Genomic DNA, 21,521 nt, shown 5'->3' on the forward strand with positions numbered 1-21,521 from the left:
TGGCCGGTTGTTCGTTCTGGCTTACACTCCGGGCTCGGGCAGGGCTTCATCGGCGGGCAGCAGAAACCACACCACCAGCCCGGCACAGGCCAGCAACAGTCCGCCCAGTACCGGCTGATTCATTTGCGGCAAAGCCCCCTGGCCCAGCAGGAACAGACCACCACCCAGATTGGCGCAGCCGCCCAGCAAGGCACCGGCGGTGCCGCTGTGTTGCGGAAACGGCGACACCGCGGCGGAGGTGGCCACCGGAAACAGCAAACCGGCGCCGGCAAAATACAGGCCGCCTCCGGCCACCAGCCCCGCCAGTGCCCATTGCCCGGAAAAACTGCCTGCCAGCACCAGCAGCGCGCCACTCACCAGCCCCAGGCTGGCCCAGGCCTGCATCCGCCGCACCGACCAGCTAGACGCCTTGCAGGAGGCCAGCATGGCGCCGCCAAAGTACAGCGGCAGCGGCAGAATAAACAGCAGGCTGATCTGGGTACTGGTCAGCTGATGCCGTGCGGCCAGCACACTGAACACCGCCTCATACAGAATGAGGCCGGCAAAGGTAGCGATCAGCATGCCCAGCTGACGGCGAAAACCGCCGTGATGCAGCACATGCTGATAGGCAGGCAGCATGGGTTGCACGTGGCGCCGCTCCACCGGCAGGGTCTCCCGAAACCACACCACCATCACCAGCAGGATCACCAGTCCCAGTCCCAGCAAAAAGCCGTACATGGACTGCCAGCCATAATGCTGGTTGAGCCAGCCCCCGGCCAGGGGCGCCAGCAAGGGCGCCAGCATGATGCCCATGGACACATAGCCGTTGTAACGCACCAGCTCGGCGCCCTCAAAGCGATCCCGCATCAGGCTGCGGCACAGGCTGCCGGCGGCCGCCGTGCCGGCGCCCTGCACAAAACTGCCCAGCAGCAGCATGGAATACACCGGCACCAGCAGGATCAGCACCGAGCCCAGCACATAGATAGCCAGGCCGGCCAGCAGCACGGGGCGACGGCCATGGCGATCCGACAGAGGGCCATAGATAAACTGAAACAGGCCATAGGGCACCAGATAAAATCCCATCACCAGCGGCAGCGCCTGGCCGCTCACCTGCAGGGCCTCGGCCATGTCGCCCATGGCGGGTACATAAAGGGTTTGGGTCATCTGACCCGTGGCCACCATCAGCACGGTCAGCAGCACCAGGGACAAGCCGGACATGGTCACTCTCTTCACAAAAACAGGCAGGGAATATGATCCATATCATAGAGAGTGGAGAGATCTGCTGGCAATCGAGATTCATGCGAGGTTTTATAATGGCCAGACCCAGTTTTTCTAATCGAACCGGTAGCGATAGCTGATGCCCCAGGAGGTAAGGCCGTCGTTGGGCTTTTTCAGCCCGCCGTTGGACAAATGCCAGGCCTCCAGCGCCAGGCTGTGCCGGCCCATGGCCACCCCCAGACCGGCACGGGAATTGAACTGCAAGCGGGTGGACAACTGCCGGGAGCCCAGCTGCTCCTGATTGATCCAGGCCGGCCCCACGCCGGCATAGGCCAGGGGCCTGAGCCCGGGCTGACTGCCTTTGTAAACCAGCCCCGGCACCAGACTGAACTGGGCCAGCCCGTCCCGCTCCAGGGTCCAGTAACTGCCGTCCAGGTTCAGTGCAAAATCCAGCCCTCCACCTTGCAGTTGCCGCCATTCTCGCAGCCACTGCGCCCCCAGGGTGTAGCGTTCGGCATCGTCGCCATGACCGGTCGAAACCACCACAGCCGGCTCGCCGTGCAGGATGGCCGGCCAGATTAAGAGCAGCATCAGCCACAACCCCGTCGCTTCCCTCTTCATGCCGGCCTACCTCTTACCACAAGCCTGGTTAAATTTTAGCCACACATTTTATCCCTTGCCTGCTTCAGGGACGCTGGTATAATTCGCGCTCGAATTTTGTTCTTTAACATCAAGTGGGTCTTCTCATATGCATCCGATGCTGAATATTGCGGTGCGCGCTGCGCGTAACGCCGGTCAGGTTATCGTCAAGGGTTTTGCCAACCCGGACAATCTGGAAACGCGCCAAAAAGGCCAGAATGATTTCGTAACCAATGTCGATCTTGACGCGGAAAGCGCCGTAATAAACACCATTCGCAAGTCTTACCCCGAGCACACCATCATTGGTGAGGAGTGTGGCGAGCTGACTGGCAGCAACCCCGATTACCAGTGGATCATCGACCCCCTTGATGGCACCACCAACTTCATGAAGGGCATTCCCCACTTTGCCGTGTCCATTGCCCTGCGGGTAAAGGGCCGCACCGAGCAGGCCGTGATTTACGATCCCATCCGTGACGAGCTGTTCACCGCCAGCCGCGGCGCCGGCGCCCAGCTTAACGGCTACCGCATTCGTACCGGCAAGGCCAAGGATCTGACCAACACCGTGCTGGCCACCGGCTTTCCGTTCAAGCAAAAGCACCAGGCCGATGCCTACCTGGCCATGTTCAAGGACATGTTCGTACAGTGCGCCGACATTCGCCGAGCCGGTGCCGCCAGTCTGGATCTGGCCTATGTGGCCGCCGGCCGGGTAGACGGTTACTGGGAGCTGGGCCTCAAGCCCTGGGACACCGCCGCCGGCAGCCTGATCGCCCGGGAAGCCGGCGCCATCGTCACCGACTTTGTGGGTGGCCACAACTTTGACCGCAGCGGCAATGTGGTCTGTGCCAACCCCAAGGTACTGAAGGTGATGCTGTCCACCATTCGCGAGCACCTGCCCGAGTCCCTGGCCAACTAAACCAGGCCAGCAATCAATACCGAGCCCCGCCACCGTGCGGGGCTTTTTTATGCCTGTGAAATGTGAGACGTGAGACGTGAGACGTGTGGAGTGTGGAGTGCCCCCGATTGGAGTGCCCCCGATAAAGTAGACACTTAAGTTAAGCGGCAGCTGCGTAGGCATCGGGAGTCATCCCTCCCAGCGCCATGTGGCGCCGCACTTTCGGGTAATACTCGTCTGTATAATACCGGACTTCATCTGCCATTTCGTCTCTTCCGAGCACGCCCAGAGGGCGAGTCCACTCCTTCTTGAGTAGCGCGAAGAAGCTTTCCGAACAGGCGTTATCCCAGCAGTTACCTCGGCGTGACATGCTGATGGTGATTCCCCGTGTATTCAGCCATCTCATCACCTCTCCGTTGCGATACTGACTCCCTTGGTCCGAGTGGAACAACAGCTGTTTCCCATCTGGCCGCTGATGTTGCCATGCCTGCTCAAGGGCCTCCAGCACCAGTTGGGCGCTATTGATGGCACCCATGGCTCGGCCCACCACGCGGCGTGTGCCCAGGTCTAGGACTGCTGCGATGTAGAGCCAGCCTTCACTGCACCGGATTTGGGTGATATCTGATACCCAAACTCGGTTCGCTGAACCCACCGAGAACTGGCGATTCAACAGATTCGGTAACACAGGCAAGGACGATGTTGGCTTTTGATATCCTGCTTTAGGAGCCGTGCATGAACGATAACCAGCGTCTCTCAGCAAGCGCTGAACCTGGTTCTTGCCGCAGCAGAACCCGGCATCCCGTGCTTCCAGCCACAGCTTGCGATAACCCGGCACATTCTTCAGTTGCCTGGCTCGCTCGAGCAGGAAGGTGTTCAGCGTCCGTCGCTCGATGGCACGCGCCCCCGGAGAGTGTTGACGTGTTCGCCAGCGATAATATCCCGCTCGTGACACGTCGAGTACTTCACACATTATCGAGACCCGCCAGCGTTGACTTCGGTGGGCCTCGATAAAGGCAAACCTTACTTGCCGTGCTTGGCGAAGTACTCTTGCGCCTTTTTTAGGATTTCGTTCTCCAGCTCTTTCCGCTCAAGCTGCTTCTTCAGCCGAGCTACCTCGCGCTCCAGCTCCTGCAGGCTTTTTTCTGGTCCGGTGTTTTCAACGGCTTTGTCGGATGATTTCTTGGTCATGCTCCACTCTCTACGCCAGCGACTCAATTGGTTAGGATGGATCCCAAGTCTGCCAGCAAGCTGAGCTTGTGTCTCTGTGGTGGAGAGCGAGGCCTCGACGGCCTCACGTTTGAATGCATCGCTAAAGCGACGGTGGGGTTTGTATTTCATAACACCTTCTCATCTAATGAAGGTGTCTACTTTTCTCGGGCCAGTCCACCATTATGGGCCGCCCAGTGCACCGGGGAGCAACCACCTTCACCATAAAGATGGTGAGTTAACGTCGTTTATCACCGTCTGCAAATCACCCAGCTTCACTGCCTGCTGTTCCAGGCCAGCGCCTATCCAGCAAACAAACAGGCTATCTTCACTACTCTGCCTCCTCCCCCTTACGTTTTTCCTCCAAGGTCTTCCATCTTCCACGCAATAAAAAAGCCCGCCGGGAACACCGGCGGGCTTTTCAGTCAGCGAGAAACGGCGGTCAGCCGTTCAGGCGCTTGTCGTTGCGACGGGGGCGGAACTTGCCACGGTCACCGCCGCGGTCGTCCTTGTTGCGGAACTGGCGACGGGGCAGCGGGCCACCCTCGTATTTGGCCAGGTTCAGCGGACGCTGGCACACCCGCACCTTTTGCAGGATCTGCTGCAGCTCGGCGGGAATGCCCTCGGGCAGATCCACGGTAGAGAAATCGTCGTGGATCTGGATCTGGCCGATGTAACGGGACTCCAGATCCGCCTCGTTGGCAATGGCACCCACCAGGTGGCCCGGCTTGACGCCGTGCACCCGGCCCACGTCGACGCGGAAGGTTTCCATGGTCACACCGGATACCTCATCCTTGCCGCCACGACGGGGGCGCTCGCCACGCTCGGGGCGATCACTGCGCTCAAAGCGCTCACGGCTTTCACGCACGTCGGGGCGACGGGCCGCCATCGGCTTGTCTTCCACGAACAGCGGGCGATCGCCTTGCAGCAGGCGGGCCAGACCGGCGGCCAGGGCGGCGGTGTCCATGCCATCGGCCTGCAGCTCGTTGACCATTTCCACAAACGGCGCCAGCGCCTTTTCGTCGGCGTCCACGCTGGTGCGAATGCGGGCCTTGAAACGCTCGGCGCGGATCTTGTTGATCTCGGCGGCGGTGGGCATGCTCATTTCTTCGATGGGCTGGCGGGTGTGCCGCTCCAGGTTGTACAGGCTGCGCTTTTCACGGCCGGTCACAAACAGAATGGCGTCGCCTTCACGGCCGGCGCGACCGGTACGGCCGATGCGGTGCACATAAGACTCGTTGTCGTGGGGCATGTCGTAGTTGATCACGTGGCTGATGCGCTCCACATCCAGACCACGGGCCACCACATCGGTGGCCACCAGAATGTTCAGGCGGCCGTTCTTCAGCCGATCCACCACTTTTTCCCGCAGCTTCTGGGGAATGTCGCCGTGCAGGGCTTCACAGGCATGGCCTTCGCGGCTCATCAGCTCGGCCACGTCTTCGGCGTCCTTGCGGGTGCGCACAAAAACCAGGCAGGCGTCCATGTCTTCGGTTTCCACCAGACGGCACAGGGCTTCCTGCTTGGGCATGCCACGCACGAACCAGTAACGCTGGCGAATGCTGGCGTTGGTGCGGGTCTTGTTGGCGATGCGCACTTCCTGCGGATCTTTCAGGTATTTCTGAGCCACGCGCTGAATGGCCGGTGGCATGGTGGCGGAGAACAGGGCGATCTGACGGGTCTCCGGAGTGTGCTCCAGAATCCATTCCACGTCGTCGATAAAGCCCATGCGCAGCATTTCATCGGCTTCGTCCAGCACCAGCGCCTGCAGGCTGTCCAGCTTGAGGGTGCCGCGGCGCATGTGATCCATGACCCGGCCGGGGGTGCCCACCACGATGTCGACACCGCGCTTGAGAGCACGGATCTGGCTGTCGTAGGCCTGGCCACCGTAGATGGACACGATGCGAATGTCTTTCTGGTATTTAGCGTAGTTTTCAAAGGACTCGGCCACCTGAATGGCCAGCTCCCGGGTCGGGGCCAGCACCAGCACCTGCGGATAGGCGTTGCCACCGCTGATGCGGCTCAGCATCGGCAGGGCAAAGGCGGCGGTCTTGCCGGTGCCGGTCTGGGCCAGACCCAGCACGTCGCGCCCGGTCAGCAGAGTCGGAATGGCGGCGGCCTGAATGGCAGAAGGCTGCTCATAACCGGCATCGGTCAGAGCTTGAAGAACGGCAGGCGCCAGCCCGAGATCGGCAAAACCGGGTACTACAGAGGTATTTGTCATTTAACAGTTCCGAAAAAATAAAATGTCGGCGGACTGATACAGTAAAAGGCCGGGAACAGCCCTACTCACTCGAAGTGAGGGCTTTCCTTCACACGAAAGGTGTCACACATGAATACACAAGGCTAATCTGGCCGTTTTTGTCTCAACACCGCCATGGTCAACCGGCTGGTACATACCAGGCGGTCACGCTCGTCATGGATGTCGATCTGCCAGACTTGTGTCGTCGCGCCCAAATGGAGGGGACGTGCGGTTCCTGTTACCAGGCCGCTTCGTTTGGCGCGGACGTGATTTGCGTTAACTTCCTGCCCAACGCAATAAAAACCCGCTTCAACGCACATATTGGCAGCTATTGAACCCAGGGTCTCGGCAAACGCGACACTCGCGCCGCCATGCAACATGCCAAGAGGCTGATGAGTACGATGGTCTACCGGCATGGTACCGCGCAAATAATCGTGACCCACTTCACAAAAGGTCATGCCCAACTGGGCTGCGAGCGTATTCTCCGACAGTTGGTTCAAACTGTCCAGCGTAAATTCACGTTTCCACATATTTAACTGCTCGGAACTGGGGATTAGTGATTGGAGACTAAGAACAGGGCGTTCTAGTCCCTGGTCCCTATTCCCCAGTCCCTGTTCTTAACGTCGGCCTTTGATTTTGCCGACAATAAAGATCAGCAGCACGGCACCTATCACCGACATCACCAAGGATCCGATCATGCCGGTAGCCGCCAGGCCCAGCAGGCGGAACAGCACACCGCCAAGAAAGCCGCCCACCAGGCCGACAATGATGTTACCGAGCAGACCAAAACCGCCGCCTCGGGTCAGGTTGCCGGCGATCCAGCCGGCCAGGCCACCAATAATCAATCCCCAGAGTAATCCCATACACGCTCCTTATCCCATTGGTGAGGGGTGAAGAGTAAGAGGTGAGGAGCACAACACCGAGTTGGCAGAGCCAGTGTGTTTCCCCTCACTCCTCACGCCTTTCCCTCACCTCAGCCTCAGGCCAACAAGCTTAGCAAGGCCTGCAGCGGATGGCGAAGGCCTTCACCTTCGATGCGTTTGACCTGGCTGCGACAGGAAAAGCCGGTGGCCAGGCAGCGCTCTCTGGGCAACTTGCTCAGGGGCTCGGCCCAGCTCATGGCGAACAGCGAGCGTGAGCCCTCGGCGTGCTCCCGCTCATGGCCATAGGTACCGGCCATGCCGCAGCAGCCCACAGGCACGGCGTTCAGTTTGGCGCCCAGATGGGCAAAAATGCGGCTCCAGTCCTGATGGGTGGTGGGCTTGGCGGTTTTCTCGGTGCAATGGGCAAACAGGTGCCAGGGCTCGCCGCTCGGCTCGCGGGCCGGCACCTGCTCCAGCACGCTGAGCAGCCATTCCTGGGGCAGCAACACCTCAAAGTCGCCCCGGGCCGGGCCCAGCACCTTGGCGTATTCGTCCCGGTAACAGAGCACCAGCGACGGATCCACCCCCACCATGGGAATATTGAGCCGGGCCAGCCGGTTGAGGAACTGGGCGCTGTCGGCAGCCATGGCGGCAAAGCGGCGCAAAAAGCCCTTTACGTGGGCCGGCTTGCCATTGGGTTTGAACGGCAGCACCACGGGGTTAAAGCCCAGTGCCGTGGCCAGGCGCACCAGATCGTGCACCACGCCGGCATCGTAAAAGGAGGTAAAGGGATCCTGCACCACCAGCAGGGTTTTCGCCCTTTCCTGCTCGCTCAGCGCCTGCAGTTGTTCCAGATCGAACTGCGCCGCCGGGCCCTTGCCGAGGCGCGCCTTGAGCGATGGCTGGCTCAGTTGCGGCATGTCCACCATGCCCAGCAATGAAGCGGTACCGCCCTGCAGCCACTTGTGCTTCATGACGGGGTTAAACAGCCCCGGCGCCTTGGCCATCCAGGGAGTATAGGTCTCCACCCAGGACACCAGATAATCCCGGGGCGGGCGCTGGTAACGCTGGTAATACAGCTGCAGAAAGCGGGCGCGGAAGGTGGGTACATCCACCTTGATCGGGCACTGGCTGGAGCAGGCCTTGCACGCCAGGCAGCCGTCCATGGCCTCTTTCACCTCATGGGAGAAGTCATACTCACCCCGGCGCTTGTCCAGGGTGTTTTTCACTCTGAGCACCATGTCCTTGACGCTGGTGCCCCGGCTTTGCACTGCAGCCTCGCCGGCCATGGGATCAAAGCCCTGGGCCGAGAGCTGGCGCAGCCATTCCCGCACCAGGCCGGCCCGGCCCTTGGGCGAATGACGGCGGTCGGCGGAGAGCTTCATGGACGGGCACATGGGTGAGCGCACGTCAAAGTCGAAACACAGGCCGTTGCCGTTGCAGTCCATGGCCTGGGTAAAGCCGTCGCGCACGTGCACCGGGATCTGCCGGTCGAAATAGCCGCGCTTGGTGGCGTCCACCGACACCAGCTGCTCCAGGCTGTCCAGCGGCGTGCAGATCTTGCCCGGATTCAGCCGGTTAAAGGGATCAAAGGCCGACTTGATGCGACGCAGCTCGGTAAACAGCACCTCGCCAAAAAAGGTGGGGCTGTATTCGGAGCGAAAGCCCTTGCCGTGCTCGCCCCACATCAGGCCGCCGTATTTGGCGGTAAGCGCGTTCACCTTGTCGGAAATGCGCCGCAGCATCACTTCCTGCTCCGGATCGGTCATGTCCAGGGCCGGGCGTACATGCAGCACGCCGGCGTCCACATGGCCGAACATGCCGTATTGCAGGCCGTGGTCGTCGAGCAACTGGCGGAATTCCATAATGTAGTCGGCCAGATGCTCCGGGGGCACGGCGGTGTCCTCCACAAAGGCCACCGGCTTTTTGCGGCCCTTGGCGTTGCCGAGCAGCCCCACCGCCTTTTTGCGCATGCCGTAGATGCGGTTGATGGACGCCAGATCGTCGCATACCTGATAACCGATGACGCCGGCCTCGCCCCGTTCAATCAGGCCGTCGAGGCGGGCACACAGGGCCTCGACTTTTTCCCGCTGGGCGGTCTCATCCTGATCGGCATATTCCACCATGTTCAAGCCGTCCATGACCTTGCCGGGCACATCCTGAATAAGATCGCTTACCGAATGCCAGACAATGTCTTCCCGGGCCAGATTGAGCACCTTTGAGTCGACAGTTTCCACCGACAGCGCCCTGGCTTCTACCATCAGGGGGGCGTTGCGCAGGGCCGACTCAAAGCTGTCGTACTTGACGTTGACCAGAGTGCGGTAGTTGGGAATGGGGGTCAGATCCAGCCAGGCCTCGGTGATAAAGGCCAGGGAGCCTTCCGAGCCGCACAGAATGCGGGTCAGATCCAGGGTGTGGCTGGCCTGGTCGTAGACATGCCTGAGATCGTAGCCGGTGAGAAAGCGGTTCAGTTTGGGAAAGCGCCGCTCAATTTCCTCGGCGTGGCCGGTGACGCTCTGATACACGCAGCGATACAGCTCCCCTTCCTGGCTGTCTTCCTCCAGCTTTTTATTCAGCGCCTCGCCGGACACCGGGCCGGTTTCAATCAGGGTGCCGTCCACCAGCACGGCGGTGACGCCCAGCACGTGATCCGAGGTTTTACCATACACCAGCGAGCCCTGACCGGAGGCGTCGGTATTGATCATACCGCCCACGGTGGCCCGGTTGCTGGTGGAGAGATCCGGCGAAAAGAACAGGCCGTGAGGCGCCACCAGCTGGTTGAGCCGGTCCTTGACCATGCCGGTCTGAATGCGCACCCGGCGGCCACCGGCGTCCAGGGTCAGCAGCTGGGTCATGTGCCGGGACAGGTCCACCACGATATTGTCGTTCAGGGACTGGCCGTTGGTGCCGGTACCGCCCCCCCGGGGCGAGAAGCGAATGTCTCTGTAGGCATCTTTCGCGGCCAGGGTCAGCATCACCACCAGATCCTGGGATGAGCGCGGAAACACCACCGCCTGGGGCAGACACTGATACACGCTGTTGTCGGTGGCCACCGCCAGCCGGCTGGCATAGCTGCGCTCTATGTCGCCGCGAAAGCCGCTGTCGGCCAGTGCCTCAAGAAATGAGTGGTAGATGGGGGTTGTTTGCTGTGGCAGCGCTAACCTTGGGATCATGACCTGCGTCCCCTTTGTCCTTGTCGAAATCGCCCGAAGTGGCGGCCATTATACACCGGCACTCCGTTTGAGCGAGTCTCGAAAGACGTCTGGACATCTTCAGGTAAAGAGGTTGCCTCAGGCCTTTTTGCCCCGGCCCGACGAGGGTGCCTTCCAGCGCTCAATGCGGGAGCCACCGGGCTTGCTGCCCTCTGAGCCTTCACGGCGCTTATGGCGGCCGGTGCCGCTCTTCTGCTCTGAGTCTTTGGGCTTTTGTCGCTCACCATTGGCCGGCCGGCGCTGACCCTGAGCGGCAGGTTTGCGAGGCCCCTTGCGGGCGGCCCTGGGCTGCGCCAGCACCGAGGCTTCCTCGGTCTTGCTGGAGCCGGCGATCATGCGGTTAATCAGCTGAAGCTCGTCCTCGCTGACATAGCGCCATTCACCCGGCTTGAGGTTGCCGAGCCGAATGTTCATGATGCGAACCCGCTTCAGACTGGTCACCCGGTAGTCGAGATACTCGGCCATGCGCCGAATCTGCCGGTTCAGTCCCTGGGTCAGAATGATATTAATGGTTCTGGGGCCGATTTTGCGCACCTTGCAGGGCTTGGTCACGGTCTCGAGAATGGGCACGCCCGCCGCCATTTTGGCGACAAAGTCATCGGTAATGGGCTTGTCCATGGACACGATATATTCTTTCTCGTGGGCATTGCCGGCGCGCAGTATCTTGTTGACGATATCGCCGTCGTTGGTGAGCAAAATCAGCCCGCAGGACGGCTTGTCGAGCCGGCCGATGGGAAAGATACGGGCAGGGTAGTTGACCGCATCCACAATATTGTCGGGAATGGCGCGGTCGGTGGTGCAGGTGATGCCGATGGGCTTGTTGTACACCAGATACACCGCCCTGGGTTTGGCGCGCAGCGGTTTGCCGCGCACGGTGATGTCATCAGCATCGCTGACCCTCACGCCCATGCCGGCCACCTCGCCGTTCACCCTGACCAGCCCCTGCTCAATCAGCCGGTCGGCTTCCCGTCGGGAGCAGATGCCGGTTTCACTGATGAATTTGTTCAGGCGGGTATCGCCATTGTCTGCGGTCATGGGCTCAGGCTCCCTTTCGGTGGTCATAACAAAACAGCCGGGCGAGGGCTGTTCACGAGCAGGCCTGGCCAAAGCGCGCCAGTGTAAGGCTCCGCCCCCCACCCCGCAAGAGCTGGCAGTCGCTTCATGAAAGGAAGCCGTATCGCTTGTACGTTTGTGCACATTCGTCGGTCAAAGGGCACTACTTCACCGGCACGCTGTAATGACATGTCACTCAAATGTTTCAACCTGCTGCGAACATAGTCAATGTTCGCAGCAGGTTTTTTAGTGAGTGGCCTTCACCGAAGCGTGTCGGCGTAGTGCAACCGCACTGATGCTTCGCGTTACGCTCGCTCAGATTATGTACTTAACGGTCACAACCAGCGCCGTACCCGAGCGCAGTAGTCGGCAAAGGCTTTTCCAAAGCGGGCATGCAGGGCCCGCTCCTCGGCGCTTATCTGCACCCGGTTCATGTAAGCCACAAACAATACCGGCCCCGGCAGGGCCGGCCAGCTTTGCAGCCAGAGCGCAAAGGCCAGCAGCAATAAGGCGTCTCCCAGATAAATGGGATTGCGGGAATACGCAAACACGCCCGAGGTCACCAGCCGGCTGGCCCGCTCGGGCGCAAAGGGCAACAGGGTGGTGTGTGCCCGGTGCAGGGCCCGAGCCGCCAGCAGCATCAGCGCCAGCCCGGCCAGCAGAGGTCCCCATGCCAGCCAGCGTGGCCAGAAGGCACCGGGCCATTGTCCGGCGAGCGACCACATTAACAGGGCCACCAGCGCCGCCACGGCAGGGGGTGGCAGCCACAGCAGCCATCGCGCCCGGTTCATGCCTCGCTCCTGAGCGCCCCGGTTCCGGCCGGCGCTGCGCTGTCATTACGGCTCTGACGCTCGTCGGGCGAGGATGCAACAAGGTAGCTGCGGGTCATACGAAGGGCTTCATACAGATCCGGGTACACCAGTATGCCTTCTTCTCCCACTCGAATGCCCGCCTGCTGCAACCAGTGGGTCATCTGGCTGCGACGGCCCGCCATCACCATGTGGATGCCACGCCGCTTCAGCTCCTTGTGCAGCTCCCCCACCACACTCATCACGCTGATGTCCTGATGGGTAAAACAGGACACCGCATCGATGATCAGGCAGTTGGGCTGGGCCTGTTCGTTGCCGATCAACGACAGCACCCGGCGCTTGAAATAGGAGGCATTAAAGTAGGTGAGCGGCGAATTGAAGCGGTAGATCAGCACGCCGGCGATGGCCTTCACCTCCTCGTTGCGCCCCAGGGTGTGCACCACTCCTTCCTCGTTTATGCCCATCAGCTGATCCGTGGGCCGCATTACATTGCGCAAAAACTGGAACAGCCCCAACAGTACCGCCAGGGTAATACCCGGGATCACTCCCATGAACAGCACGCTGACAAAGGTGATCCAGGCCAGCCAGAAGGCGGCCATGTCGGACTTGCGCAGTGCCCACTGGCCGCGCAGGTTGATCAGCGACCAGGACGCCATCACCAGCACCACCCCCAGGGCCGCCGAGGGAATGTACTGCAGGGGCGCGGTCAGGAAAAAGGTCACCAGGGCGATCACCCCGGCGGCCACCACGGACACCATCTGGCTTTTGCCGCCGTTGGCATCGTTCACGGCGGTACGGGAGTCGGCGCCGCTGATGGCAAACCCCTGAGAGATGGCCGAAGCCAGATTGGCCACCCCCAGAGCACGGAATTCCTGGTCGGCGTCTATGTCATAGCCATTGCGGGCGGCAAAGCTGCGGGCGGTGAGCATCATGGACACAAAGCTCACCATGGCCAGGTTGAGCGCCGGCATCACCAGATCCCGCATCAGCCCGGGGGGAAACTCCGGCAACTGAAACTCCGGCAGCCCGCCGCTCAGGTTGCCCACCACCTCAATGCCGGGCTGGTTCGGCCCCAGCAACCACAGCAGGGTCGCCGCCACCGTCAGCGCCAGCAGGCTGCTGGGCCAGAGCGGACGAAAACGCCGACACAACAGCATCAGGCTCAGGGTCAGGGCACTCACCCCCAGAGTGGGCCAGTGCACCAGCGCCAAGTAGTCCGGGGTGGCCGCCAGGCGCTCGATCAGCTGGGACTCGTCAAAGGTAAAACCGAAAATCCGCGACAACTGCCCCACCATGATGGTGATGGCCACGCCGTTGAGCAGGCCCAGCAGAATGGGCCGGGACAGAAAGTCCGCCAGCACCCCGAGGCGAAAATAGCTTGCCACCAGGCACCACAGGCCGGTCATGGCGGTCATGGTCATCACCAGCTGCCAGTGGCGGGTGGCGTCACCGGCGGCCAGGGGCGTTACCACGGCGGCGATCACCGCGCAGGTGGCCGCGTCCGGCCCCACGATCAGCTGGCGCGAGGTGCCAAACAGGGCATAGGCCACCATGGGCAGCATGCACGAGTACAGGCCCACCACCGCACTCACCCCCGCCAGCTCGGCATAGGCAATGGCCACCGGCAGCGCCACGGCGGCCACCGACAGACCGGCACGCACGTCCGCCGTCAGCCAGTCACGGCGATAATTCAGCAAGCTCACCAGGCCCGGCATCCAGCGAGCCAGAGTAAATAAATCCCGCATCGTTAATTCATCATCCCCTGCAGCGAGCGGCGCTCCCTATGCTTCAATATGGCGCGCCACCCCGGAATTCACAATAGAAAGTCTTGCTTTTCAGCTGGTTATATAATAACCAGACCGTCTCCCGCGCCAGCCTGCGCCGGAGCCGGCGCGAGACTATAGCGCCAAGCCGGTGCCGAATACAGCCAGCCGGGCTGTTTGGCTTGCAGCCCTCCATTTGCCGCGGCCGTCGTGCCTGTTCCGGTTTTTTGTGGTCGCCAGCATTTTACGCGCTTTTGTACCCATCAAGTCTGTGGTTAAATTGGCTTCTCAGCGTCCCACGGAAGGGACTGCCATCAGGACATCAGACCCCGGCATGACCACTCACATACTGATCTGCGACGACTCCGTTGTGGCCCGTAAACAAATGGCCCGCGCCCTGCCCCCGGACTGGGACACAGAGCTGCACTTTGCCGAACACGGCAAGGCGGCGCTGGCCATGCTGCGCCAGCGTGCCTTTGATTTGCTGCTGCTCGACCTGAACATGCCGGAGCTGGATGGCTTTGGCGTGCTCGAGGCCATTCGCGCTGAAGGCCTGGAGGTGCTGACCCTGGTGGTGTCTGCCGACATTCAGCCCAGGGCCCGGGAGCGGGTGCAGACCCTGGGCGCCATGGCGTTTATCGCCAAGCCAATAGACACCACCGAGCTGACCACGCTGCTGCGCCGCTACGGCCTTTATCACCCCGGAGAGCAACAGGCCGCCATTGTTGCCGCCAGCCCGGATGCCTCTCTGGAGCTGTGCGACTACCTGCAGGAAGTGGCCAACATCGCCATGGGCCGGGCCTCGGATCTGCTGGCCCGGCTGCTGGATGTGTTTGTGCGCCAGCCGGTGCCCCGCGTGGCCCACATTGCCCGCACCGAACTCAGCATGGCCATTTCTGCCGCCGATGACGACGGCGGTTTTTCCGCCGTGTGCCAGGGCTTTGTGGGCGCCGGCATTTCCGGCGAGGCGCTGCTGCTGTTTTCCGACAGCGGCATGGAGGAAATGGCCCGCCTGCTGCACCACGCCCCGTCGGACACCTCGGCACCCGACGTGGAGGTGCTGATGGACATGTCCAGCATACTGTTCGGCGCCTTTCTCAAGGGCCTGGGGGATCAGCTCGATGTGCGCCTGGGGCTGGGCCAGCCCACCGTGCTGGGCCGCCACCAGCCCATTACCACCCTGCTGGAACACCACAGCAACAAGCATGAACAGTTGCTGTGCATCGAGATCCCCTATGCCCTGGAACAACACCAGATCCACTGCAACCTGCTGGTGCTGCTGACCGAGGCCTCGGTCAGCCGGCTGGAGCAGAATCTCGCCTACCTGACGGAGTAACCCCATGGCACTGACGGCACAGAGCCCCCGCGACTTTCACTGGCTGGTCGACATGCTGGAGTCGGTCGACATCGGCCTGGTGGTGCTGGACTGCGAGTACCGCATCGAGCTGTGGAACGGCTTTATGGAAAACCACAGCGGCCTGAGCTCCACCCATGTGCGCGACCAGAACCTGTTCAGCCTGTTTCCGGAACTGCCCGAACAGTGGCTCAGGCGCAAGGTGGATACCGTGGTCACCCTCAACACCCGTACCTTTACCAGCTGGGAACAGCGGCCCTGGCTGTTTCGCTTTCGCAGCACCCGGCCCATTACCGGCACCCACGACTACATGTTTCAGAACCTGACCATACATCCGCTGGCCGACCCGGACGGACACATACGTCGCGTGTGCCTGATGGTGTATGACGTGACCGACGTGGCCACCAGCAAGCTGGCGCTGGAGCAGGCCAACAAGCAACTGTCGCGCCTGAGCCGCACCGACCGGCTCACCGGCCTGCTCAACCGGGGCAGTTGGGAAAGCCTGCTGCATACCGAGTTTGCCCGTTACCGCCGCTATCGCCAGCCCTGCACGCTGGTGATGCTCGACATCGACCACTTCAAGCGCATCAACGACAGCCATGGCCACCCGGCAGGTGACGATGTGATCCGCCATGCCGCGGCGCTGATCCAGGGCTGCTTGCGCGATGCCGACGTGGCCGGTCGCTACGGCGGGGAAGAGTTCGGCCTGATCCTGCCCCAGACCGACCTGGAAGGCGCCGGCGTGATCAGCGAACGGCTGCGCCGCGCCATTGCCGATGCCAGGGTCGACACCCATGGCCAGTTACTGCGTTATACCATCAGCATGGGCATGGCCTCGCTCACCCCCGCCACGGCCACTGCCCAGGAGTGGCTGGAGCGGGCCGACCGGGCGCTGTACCAGGCCAAACGGGAAGGGCGCAACCGCGTGTGCGCCCTTGACGACTGAGCGGCTCCTGCCGGCTCAGTTGAGAATGTCCTCGAGAATGTAACGCACGTTTTCGGTGGCCAGATCCACCAGCACCGCCTTGTTGTCGACCCGCCGCCACTCGTAGCCTTCGTAGTAGGGCAGGCGCGCTCTCAGCCGCGGGTCAAACTGCCTGGCAATGCCCGGTGGCAACGGCTTGCCCCGGCGCAGGTTCTTGGCAATGCCCGGCGGCAGGCTGCGCCGGCCATCGTGGTCGAGCCAGTCCCTGTGCTCGCGGAACAGCCGGCGCAGCACCAGATCATCAATGTGCAGCTCCCGCTCATGGCGCCGGTCCTGACGGTAGTCGCGGTGCTCCTCGCGGTGTTCGTACCCTGCCTCATGCGGACGGCCCTCTTCCCGCTGCCATTTCTGCTCTTTTGGCTCCTTGTGCCGGCCGGGGGCATGATCCGGCCCCTTGCCTTCGGGCGGCTGGGCCTGGGCCGGCAGCGCCAGCCCGGCCAATAACAGTGACGCGATCAGGGTATGCTTGTTCATGGCGGCTCTCCTGCCGTTAAAGATGTTATTAACCCTAGCGCCGCCGGGCCCGCCTGACCATGGCCGGCCGGTCGCACCGAGACGGATATTGTCAAACACACACAAAAAAGCCCCGTAACGGGGCTTTGGCGTTATGCAAAAGGGTCGGGCTCAGGCCAGTTCAATCACATCGAAGTCGACCTGAGTATCCACGTCGGCGTCGTAATCCACTCCCTTCAGGCCGAACCCGAACAGGCGCAGGAATTCGTCCTTGTAGCCCTGATAGTCGGTGAGCTGGTAGATGTTGTCGTCCTGCACCTGTTTCCAGATCTCGCGGCAGGCGTTCTGCACTTCGTCGCGCAGCTCCCAGTCGTCCAGACGCAGACGGTTCTGCTCATCCACCGGGGCCGGCTGACCGCTGTAGAGGCGATCGCAGAACAGACGCTGAATTTGCTCGATGCAGCCTTCGTGAATGCCCTGCTCCTTCATCACCTTGAAGGCCATGGAAATGTACAACGGCATCACCGGAATGGCGGCAGACGCCTGGGTTACCACCGACTTGAGCACCGCCACATGGGCGTTGCCACCGCGCGCTTTCAGCTTGCTGTCGATGGCGTGGGCGGCGCGGTCCAGATCTTCCTTGGCCTTGCCCAGGGTGCCGTGCCAGTAGATCGGCCAGGTGAGATCGGTGCCGATGTAGGAATAGGCCACGGACTTGGCGCCCTCGGCCAGCACGCCGGCCTCTTCCAGGGCGTTCATCCACAGTTCCCAGTCCTGACCGCCCATCACCTTGATGGTGTCGGCAATTTCCTGCTCGTTGGCCGGCTCCACCACGGCTTCCACCAGCACGTCCTTGTTGGTGTCCAGGGCGGTGGACTTGTAGGGCTCGCCGATGGGCTTGAGGGCGGAGCGCACTACTTCACCGGTGTCGGGCAGCTTGCGCACCGGCGAGGCCAGGGAGTACACCACCAGGTCGACTTCGCCCAGATCCTGCTTGATAAGCTCGATGACTTTTTCGCGGCACTCGTTGGAGAAGGCATCGCCGTTAATGCTCCTGGCGTACAGGCCTTCTTCCTTGGCGGCCTTGTCAAAGGCGGCGGCGTTGTACCAGCCGGCGGTGCCCGGCTTTTTGTCGGTGCCCGGCTTTTCAAAGAACACACCTATGGTAGCAGCGCCGCTGCCGAAGGCGGCGTTGATGCGTGAAGCCAGGCCGTAACCGGTGGACGCGCCGATCACCAGCACCTTTTTCGGCCCCTGCTCCAGTTTGCCCTTGCCTTTGACGTAGGCGATCTGCTCACGTACATTCGCCTCACAGCCGACCGGGTGGGTGGTGGTGCAGATAAAGCCACGAACCTTGGGTTTGATGATCATAGAAATGGTTGCCTCGGTTATTACAAAGAATAGGGGCTAAAGATACCCTATTCCGGGGCAAATGTGAGGCCCAACGTGTTAAAGCGTGAGGGGTGAGGGGTGAGGGGTGAGGGGTGAGAAGAGTAACACGCCCCCAGCAGCTCTTGCGCCGAAGGTACCTTCTTTTTTTCTTCTCCTCACCCCTAACACCTCCCTCCTCACAGTTCTGAAGGAACAAAGCATGTTTACGTTACGTCCCTATCAGCAGGAGGCGGTTGACCGCACCCTTGCCTATTTTCGCCGCCACAGCGAGCCCGGGGTGCTGGTGCTGCCCACCGGCGCCGGCAAGAGCCTGGTGATCGCCGAGCTGGCGCGCCTCGCCCGCGGCCGGGTGCTGGTGCTGGCCCACGTGCGCGAGCTGGTGGAGCAGAACCACGCCAAGTATCAGGCCTACGGGGTGGAAGCAGATATCTTCTCCGCCGGGCTCAAGCGCCGGGAAAGCAGCCGCCAGGTGGTGTTTGGCTCGGTGCAGTCGGTGGCCCGCAACCTGAAGGCCTTCAGCGGCTTCAGCCTGGTGATCATCGACGAGTGCCACCGGGTCTCCGACGACGACAACAGCCAGTACGCCCAGGTCATCAATCATTTGCGCGCCGGCAATCCGGCGCTCAAGGTGCTGGGACTCACCGCCACCCCCTACCGGCTGGGGCTGGGCTGGATTTACCGCACCCACCACCATGGCATGGTGCGCAGCCGGGGCCCGCGCTTTTTTGAACACTGCCTGTTTGAGCTGCCGCTCAGACTGATGATCAAGCAGGGCTACCTGTGTCCACCCGAGCTGGTGGACGCCCCCGTGGTGCATTACGACTTTTCCCGGCTGTATGAGCAGGGCCTGTTTACCGAGCAGGCGCTGGAGCGGGAGCTGGCCCGCCAGCCCCGGGTCACGCCCCATGTGGTGGAGCAGATCAAGGACTACGCCGAAGACCGCCAGGGCGTGATGATCTTCGCCGCCACCGTGCGCCACGCCAGCGAGGTGGCCGGCCTGCTGCCCCCCGGGCACACCGCCCTGGTGACCGGCGACACGCCGGGGCCGGAGCGGGACGCTATCATTGCCCGCTTCAAGGCCAAAGAGCTCAAGTTTCTGGTGAACGTGGCGGTGCTTACCACCGGCTTTGACGCTCCCCATGTGGATCTGATCGCCATTTTGCGGCCCACCCAGTCGGTGGCCCTGTACCAGCAGATCATCGGCCGGGGCCTGCGGCTCAGTCCGGGCAAGACCGACTGCCTGGTGCTGGATTACGCCGGCAACAACATGGACATCTTCGCCCCGGAAGTGGGCGAGCCCAGGCCCAACCCCGACACCACCCAGGTGCAGGTGCCCTGCCCCGCCTGCGGCTTTGCCAATATCTTCTGGGGCAGGACCGACGCCGAGGGCCGGGTGCTGGAGCACTTTGGCCGCCGCTGCCAGGGGCTGTTTGAAGACGAAGACGGCGGGCGGGAAGAATGTGGCTACCGCTTTCGCTTTAAAAGCTGCCCCCAGTGCCTGGCGGAAAACGACATCGCCGCCCGCCAGTGCCACGACTGCGGCGAGGTACTGGTGGATCCGGACAAAAAACTGAAGGACGCCCTGGCGCTGAAGGATGCCCTGGTGCTGCGCTGCGCCGGCCTCACCCTTGAGGCCGCCAACGGCAAATACGGCCCGGCGCTGAAGGTCACCTACCACGACGAGGACGGCACCGAGCTGCACACATGGTATGCTTTCGACGCCAAGGGTCCCAAGGGCCGTTTTTACCGGGAATTTGTGCGCCCGCACTGGCCGGCGCCGGGCACCGAGCCCGACTTTGCCGGGCTGGAGCAGGTGCTGGCCGCCGCCGGTCGTTTTCGCCACCCGGACTTTGTCATCGCCCGGGCCCACAAGCGCGGCTGGCAGGTCCGGGAAACCATTTTTGATTATCAGGGCCGGTTTCGCACCGCCCATGCCTTGTAGAAGAGCCGATGAAACTGTTTGCGACGATTTTTTCTGCCTTGTTGGCAGCCGTGTATGCCACCACCGCCATGGCGTCGGCCCCGCCCGAGCACAGCCAGAGCGCCTGGATGCTGGCCGATGCCGGCAGCGGCGAGGTGGAGCTCAGCCACCAGAGTGAACTGCTGATGAAGCCCGCCTCCACCCAGAAGCTGGTCACCGTGCTGGCCGGCGCCCTGGCACTGGGGCCGGACTGGCGCTATACCACCCCACTTCGCTACCGGGGCGAGCTGCAGCAGGGCCGGCTCGACGGCGATTTGCTGATCGACTTTGGCGGCGATCCCACTTTCACCCGGGAGCAGCTCGCCGGCCTGCTGCGCCACAGCGGCATTCGCCATGTCAGCGGCCGGGTGCTGCTAAACCAGTACCGCTTTGCCGGCTACGACCGGGGCAACGGCTGGTCGTGGAACGATCTGGGGGTCTGCTATACGGCGCCGGCGGCGGCGCTGATCCTGGATCGCAACTGCGTGCAAGGCGCCCTCTACGCCCGCTCGGGACAGCCGGCCCGGGCCACGGTGCCGTCGCACCAGCCGATCAGCGTCAGCGCCGAGGTGGCGGTGCTGAACAAGGCCGAGCGCGAGCAACAATTTTGCTCGCTGGAGCTCGACATGAGCCCCCCCAACCGCTACCACCTTACCGGCTGTATCGGCCCGCGCCAGGAGCCCTGGCCGCTGCGCTTTGCCATTCAGGACGTCACCGCCTGGGGCGAGCAGCTCACTCTCTGGGCGCTACAACAGGCCGGCATTACCCTCTCGGGCCATATTGAAGGCAGCCAGCTGAACGCCGCCGACTGGCCGGTGCTCGGCCGCCACCGTTCACCGCCTTTTGCGGAACTGGCCGAACAGATCCTGGTGCACTCCGACAATCTCTATGCCGACAGCCTGCTGCGTACTCTTGGGGCCACGCACTTTGGCCAGCCCGGCAGCTTTCGTAATGGCACCCGGGCGGTGCGTGACATTCTGAAAGAACAGGCCAATATCGATCTGGGGCCGGCCTGGCTGGCCGACGGCTCCGGCCTCTCGGCCCACAACCTGCTGCGGGCGAAGGATCTGCTGGCGGTGCTGCTTACCATCAGCCGCGACCCACGCGCCCAGTGGCTGATGGCCCGGCTGCCGGTCAGCGGCGAAAGCGGCACCCTGCGCTACCGCAAGAGCGTGCTGAGCCCGGCGCTGAAGGGCAGGATCACCGCCAAGACCGGTACCATTGCCCATGTGCAGAACCTGGCAGGCTTTATCGATACCCCCCAGGGCGAGCGCAAGGCCTTTGTACTGTTGCAAAACGGCCTGTCGCTGACTCCGGAACAGGAGCAGGCCATGGCCGAAGGCGCGCTGGAATGGCCGGCGCGGCGCTTCGAGCGGGACTGGCTGGAAGGGGTCATGCAACGGGCATCCATTGCCAGTGCCAATCAATCCCCCAGCAATTAACGATTTTCGCGGCAGTGCCGGCTTGCCCTATACTGCCGCCCGTCAACAAAAAAGGAGAACAG

At 62.3% G+C, this 21,521-nt stretch carries 17 protein-coding genes; 5 read left to right on the forward strand and 12 right to left on the reverse strand.

The features are described from left to right. Positions 1 to 21: 21 nt before the first annotated feature. Positions 22 to 1,197: an MFS transporter gene (locus PU634_RS10775; RefSeq protein ID WP_306760797.1), complete on the reverse strand. Its 1,176-nt coding sequence runs from the start codon at positions 1,195 to 1,197 to the stop codon at positions 22 to 24. A gap of 114 nt (positions 1,198 to 1,311) precedes the next feature. Next, entirely contained in the window at positions 1,312 to 1,788 is a 477-nt protein-coding gene (locus PU634_RS10780) for an acyloxyacyl hydrolase (RefSeq protein ID WP_306760798.1), read from the reverse strand. Positions 1,789 to 1,945: 157 nt separating this feature from the next. On the opposite strand from PU634_RS10780, the gene suhB reads away from it, so the two are divergent. Then, positions 1,946 to 2,749, forward strand: a complete 804-nt coding sequence (gene suhB / locus PU634_RS10785; protein WP_306760799.1) for an inositol-1-monophosphatase — start codon at positions 1,946 to 1,948, stop codon at positions 2,747 to 2,749. Positions 2,750 to 2,888: 139 nt separating this feature from the next. Here suhB and PU634_RS10790 read toward each other — a convergent pair. From PU634_RS10790 to PU634_RS10825, 8 genes are all read right to left on the reverse strand, one after another. Then, a protein-coding gene (locus PU634_RS10790) for an IS3 family transposase (RefSeq protein ID WP_306760800.1) occupies positions 2,889 to 4,066 on the reverse strand; the annotation gives its coding sequence in 2 pieces (ribosomal slippage) (positions 2,889 to 3,775 and positions 3,775 to 4,066; 1,179 coding nt in all). 310 nt (positions 4,067 to 4,376) lie between these two features. Beyond that, positions 4,377 to 6,155: a DEAD/DEAH box helicase gene (locus PU634_RS10795; protein WP_306760801.1), complete on the reverse strand. Its 1,779-nt coding sequence runs from the start codon at positions 6,153 to 6,155 to the stop codon at positions 4,377 to 4,379. A gap of 122 nt (positions 6,156 to 6,277) precedes the next feature. After that, on the reverse strand, positions 6,278 to 6,703 hold the full coding sequence (locus tag PU634_RS10800; RefSeq protein ID WP_306760802.1) for a hotdog fold thioesterase: 426 nt from the start codon (positions 6,701 to 6,703) through the stop codon (positions 6,278 to 6,280). A gap of 87 nt (positions 6,704 to 6,790) precedes the next feature. Then, positions 6,791 to 7,036: a GlsB/YeaQ/YmgE family stress response membrane protein gene (locus tag PU634_RS10805; protein ID WP_306760803.1), complete on the reverse strand. Its 246-nt coding sequence runs from the start codon at positions 7,034 to 7,036 to the stop codon at positions 6,791 to 6,793. Positions 7,037 to 7,152: 116 nt separating this feature from the next. Continuing rightward, positions 7,153 to 10,209 (reverse strand): D-2-hydroxyglutarate dehydrogenase YdiJ, encoded by a 3,057-nt coding sequence (gene ydiJ / locus PU634_RS10810; RefSeq protein WP_306760804.1) that lies wholly within the window; start codon positions 10,207 to 10,209, stop codon positions 7,153 to 7,155. A 117-nt stretch (positions 10,210 to 10,326) separates the two neighbouring features. After that, positions 10,327 to 11,283 carry a 23S rRNA pseudouridine(2604) synthase RluF gene (gene rluF, locus PU634_RS10815; RefSeq protein ID WP_306760805.1) on the reverse strand — a complete coding sequence of 319 codons (957 nt, stop codon included), beginning with the start codon at positions 11,281 to 11,283 and terminating at the stop codon, positions 10,327 to 10,329. 353 nt (positions 11,284 to 11,636) lie between these two features. Beyond that, on the reverse strand, positions 11,637 to 12,092 hold the full coding sequence (locus PU634_RS10820; RefSeq protein ID WP_306760806.1) for a methyltransferase family protein: 456 nt from the start codon (positions 12,090 to 12,092) through the stop codon (positions 11,637 to 11,639). Beyond that, on the reverse strand, positions 12,089 to 13,855 hold the full coding sequence (locus PU634_RS10825; RefSeq protein ID WP_306760807.1) for a SulP family inorganic anion transporter: 1,767 nt from the start codon (positions 13,853 to 13,855) through the stop codon (positions 12,089 to 12,091). Before PU634_RS10825 ends, PU634_RS10820 begins: the two co-directional genes overlap by 4 nt. A 352-nt stretch (positions 13,856 to 14,207) precedes the next feature. On the opposite strand from PU634_RS10825, the gene PU634_RS10830 reads away from it, so the two are divergent. Then, entirely contained in the window at positions 14,208 to 15,209 is a 1,002-nt protein-coding gene (locus tag PU634_RS10830) for a response regulator (protein ID WP_306760808.1), read from the forward strand. Positions 15,210 to 15,213: 4 nt separating this feature from the next. Beyond that, positions 15,214 to 16,173, forward strand: coding sequence for a GGDEF domain-containing protein (locus PU634_RS10835; RefSeq protein WP_306760809.1), 960 nt, complete (start codon positions 15,214 to 15,216; stop codon positions 16,171 to 16,173). Positions 16,174 to 16,188: 15 nt separating this feature from the next. Here PU634_RS10835 and PU634_RS10840 read toward each other — a convergent pair whose 3' ends face one another. Beyond that, complete coding sequence (locus tag PU634_RS10840) at positions 16,189 to 16,686, reverse strand: anti-virulence regulator CigR family protein (protein ID WP_306760810.1); 498 nt, start codon at positions 16,684 to 16,686, stop codon at positions 16,189 to 16,191. 150 nt (positions 16,687 to 16,836) lie between these two features. Continuing rightward, positions 16,837 to 18,036: an enoyl-ACP reductase FabV gene (gene fabV / locus PU634_RS10845; protein ID WP_306760811.1), complete on the reverse strand. Its 1,200-nt coding sequence runs from the start codon at positions 18,034 to 18,036 to the stop codon at positions 16,837 to 16,839. A gap of 220 nt (positions 18,037 to 18,256) precedes the next feature. On the opposite strand from fabV, the gene radD reads away from it, so the two are divergent. Both radD and dacB read left to right on the forward strand, forming a co-directional pair. Next, complete coding sequence (gene radD / locus PU634_RS10850) at positions 18,257 to 19,999, forward strand: DNA repair helicase RadD (protein ID WP_306760812.1); 1,743 nt, start codon at positions 18,257 to 18,259, stop codon at positions 19,997 to 19,999. Positions 20,000 to 20,007: 8 nt separating this feature from the next. Further along, positions 20,008 to 21,459: a D-alanyl-D-alanine carboxypeptidase/D-alanyl-D-alanine endopeptidase gene (gene dacB, locus PU634_RS10855; protein ID WP_306760813.1), complete on the forward strand. Its 1,452-nt coding sequence runs from the start codon at positions 20,008 to 20,010 to the stop codon at positions 21,457 to 21,459. Positions 21,460 to 21,521: the final 62 nt, after the last annotated feature.

The sequence above is a fragment of the Oceanimonas pelagia genome, from assembly GCF_030849025.1.
Lineage (GTDB): Bacteria > Pseudomonadota > Gammaproteobacteria > Enterobacterales > Aeromonadaceae > Oceanimonas > Oceanimonas pelagia.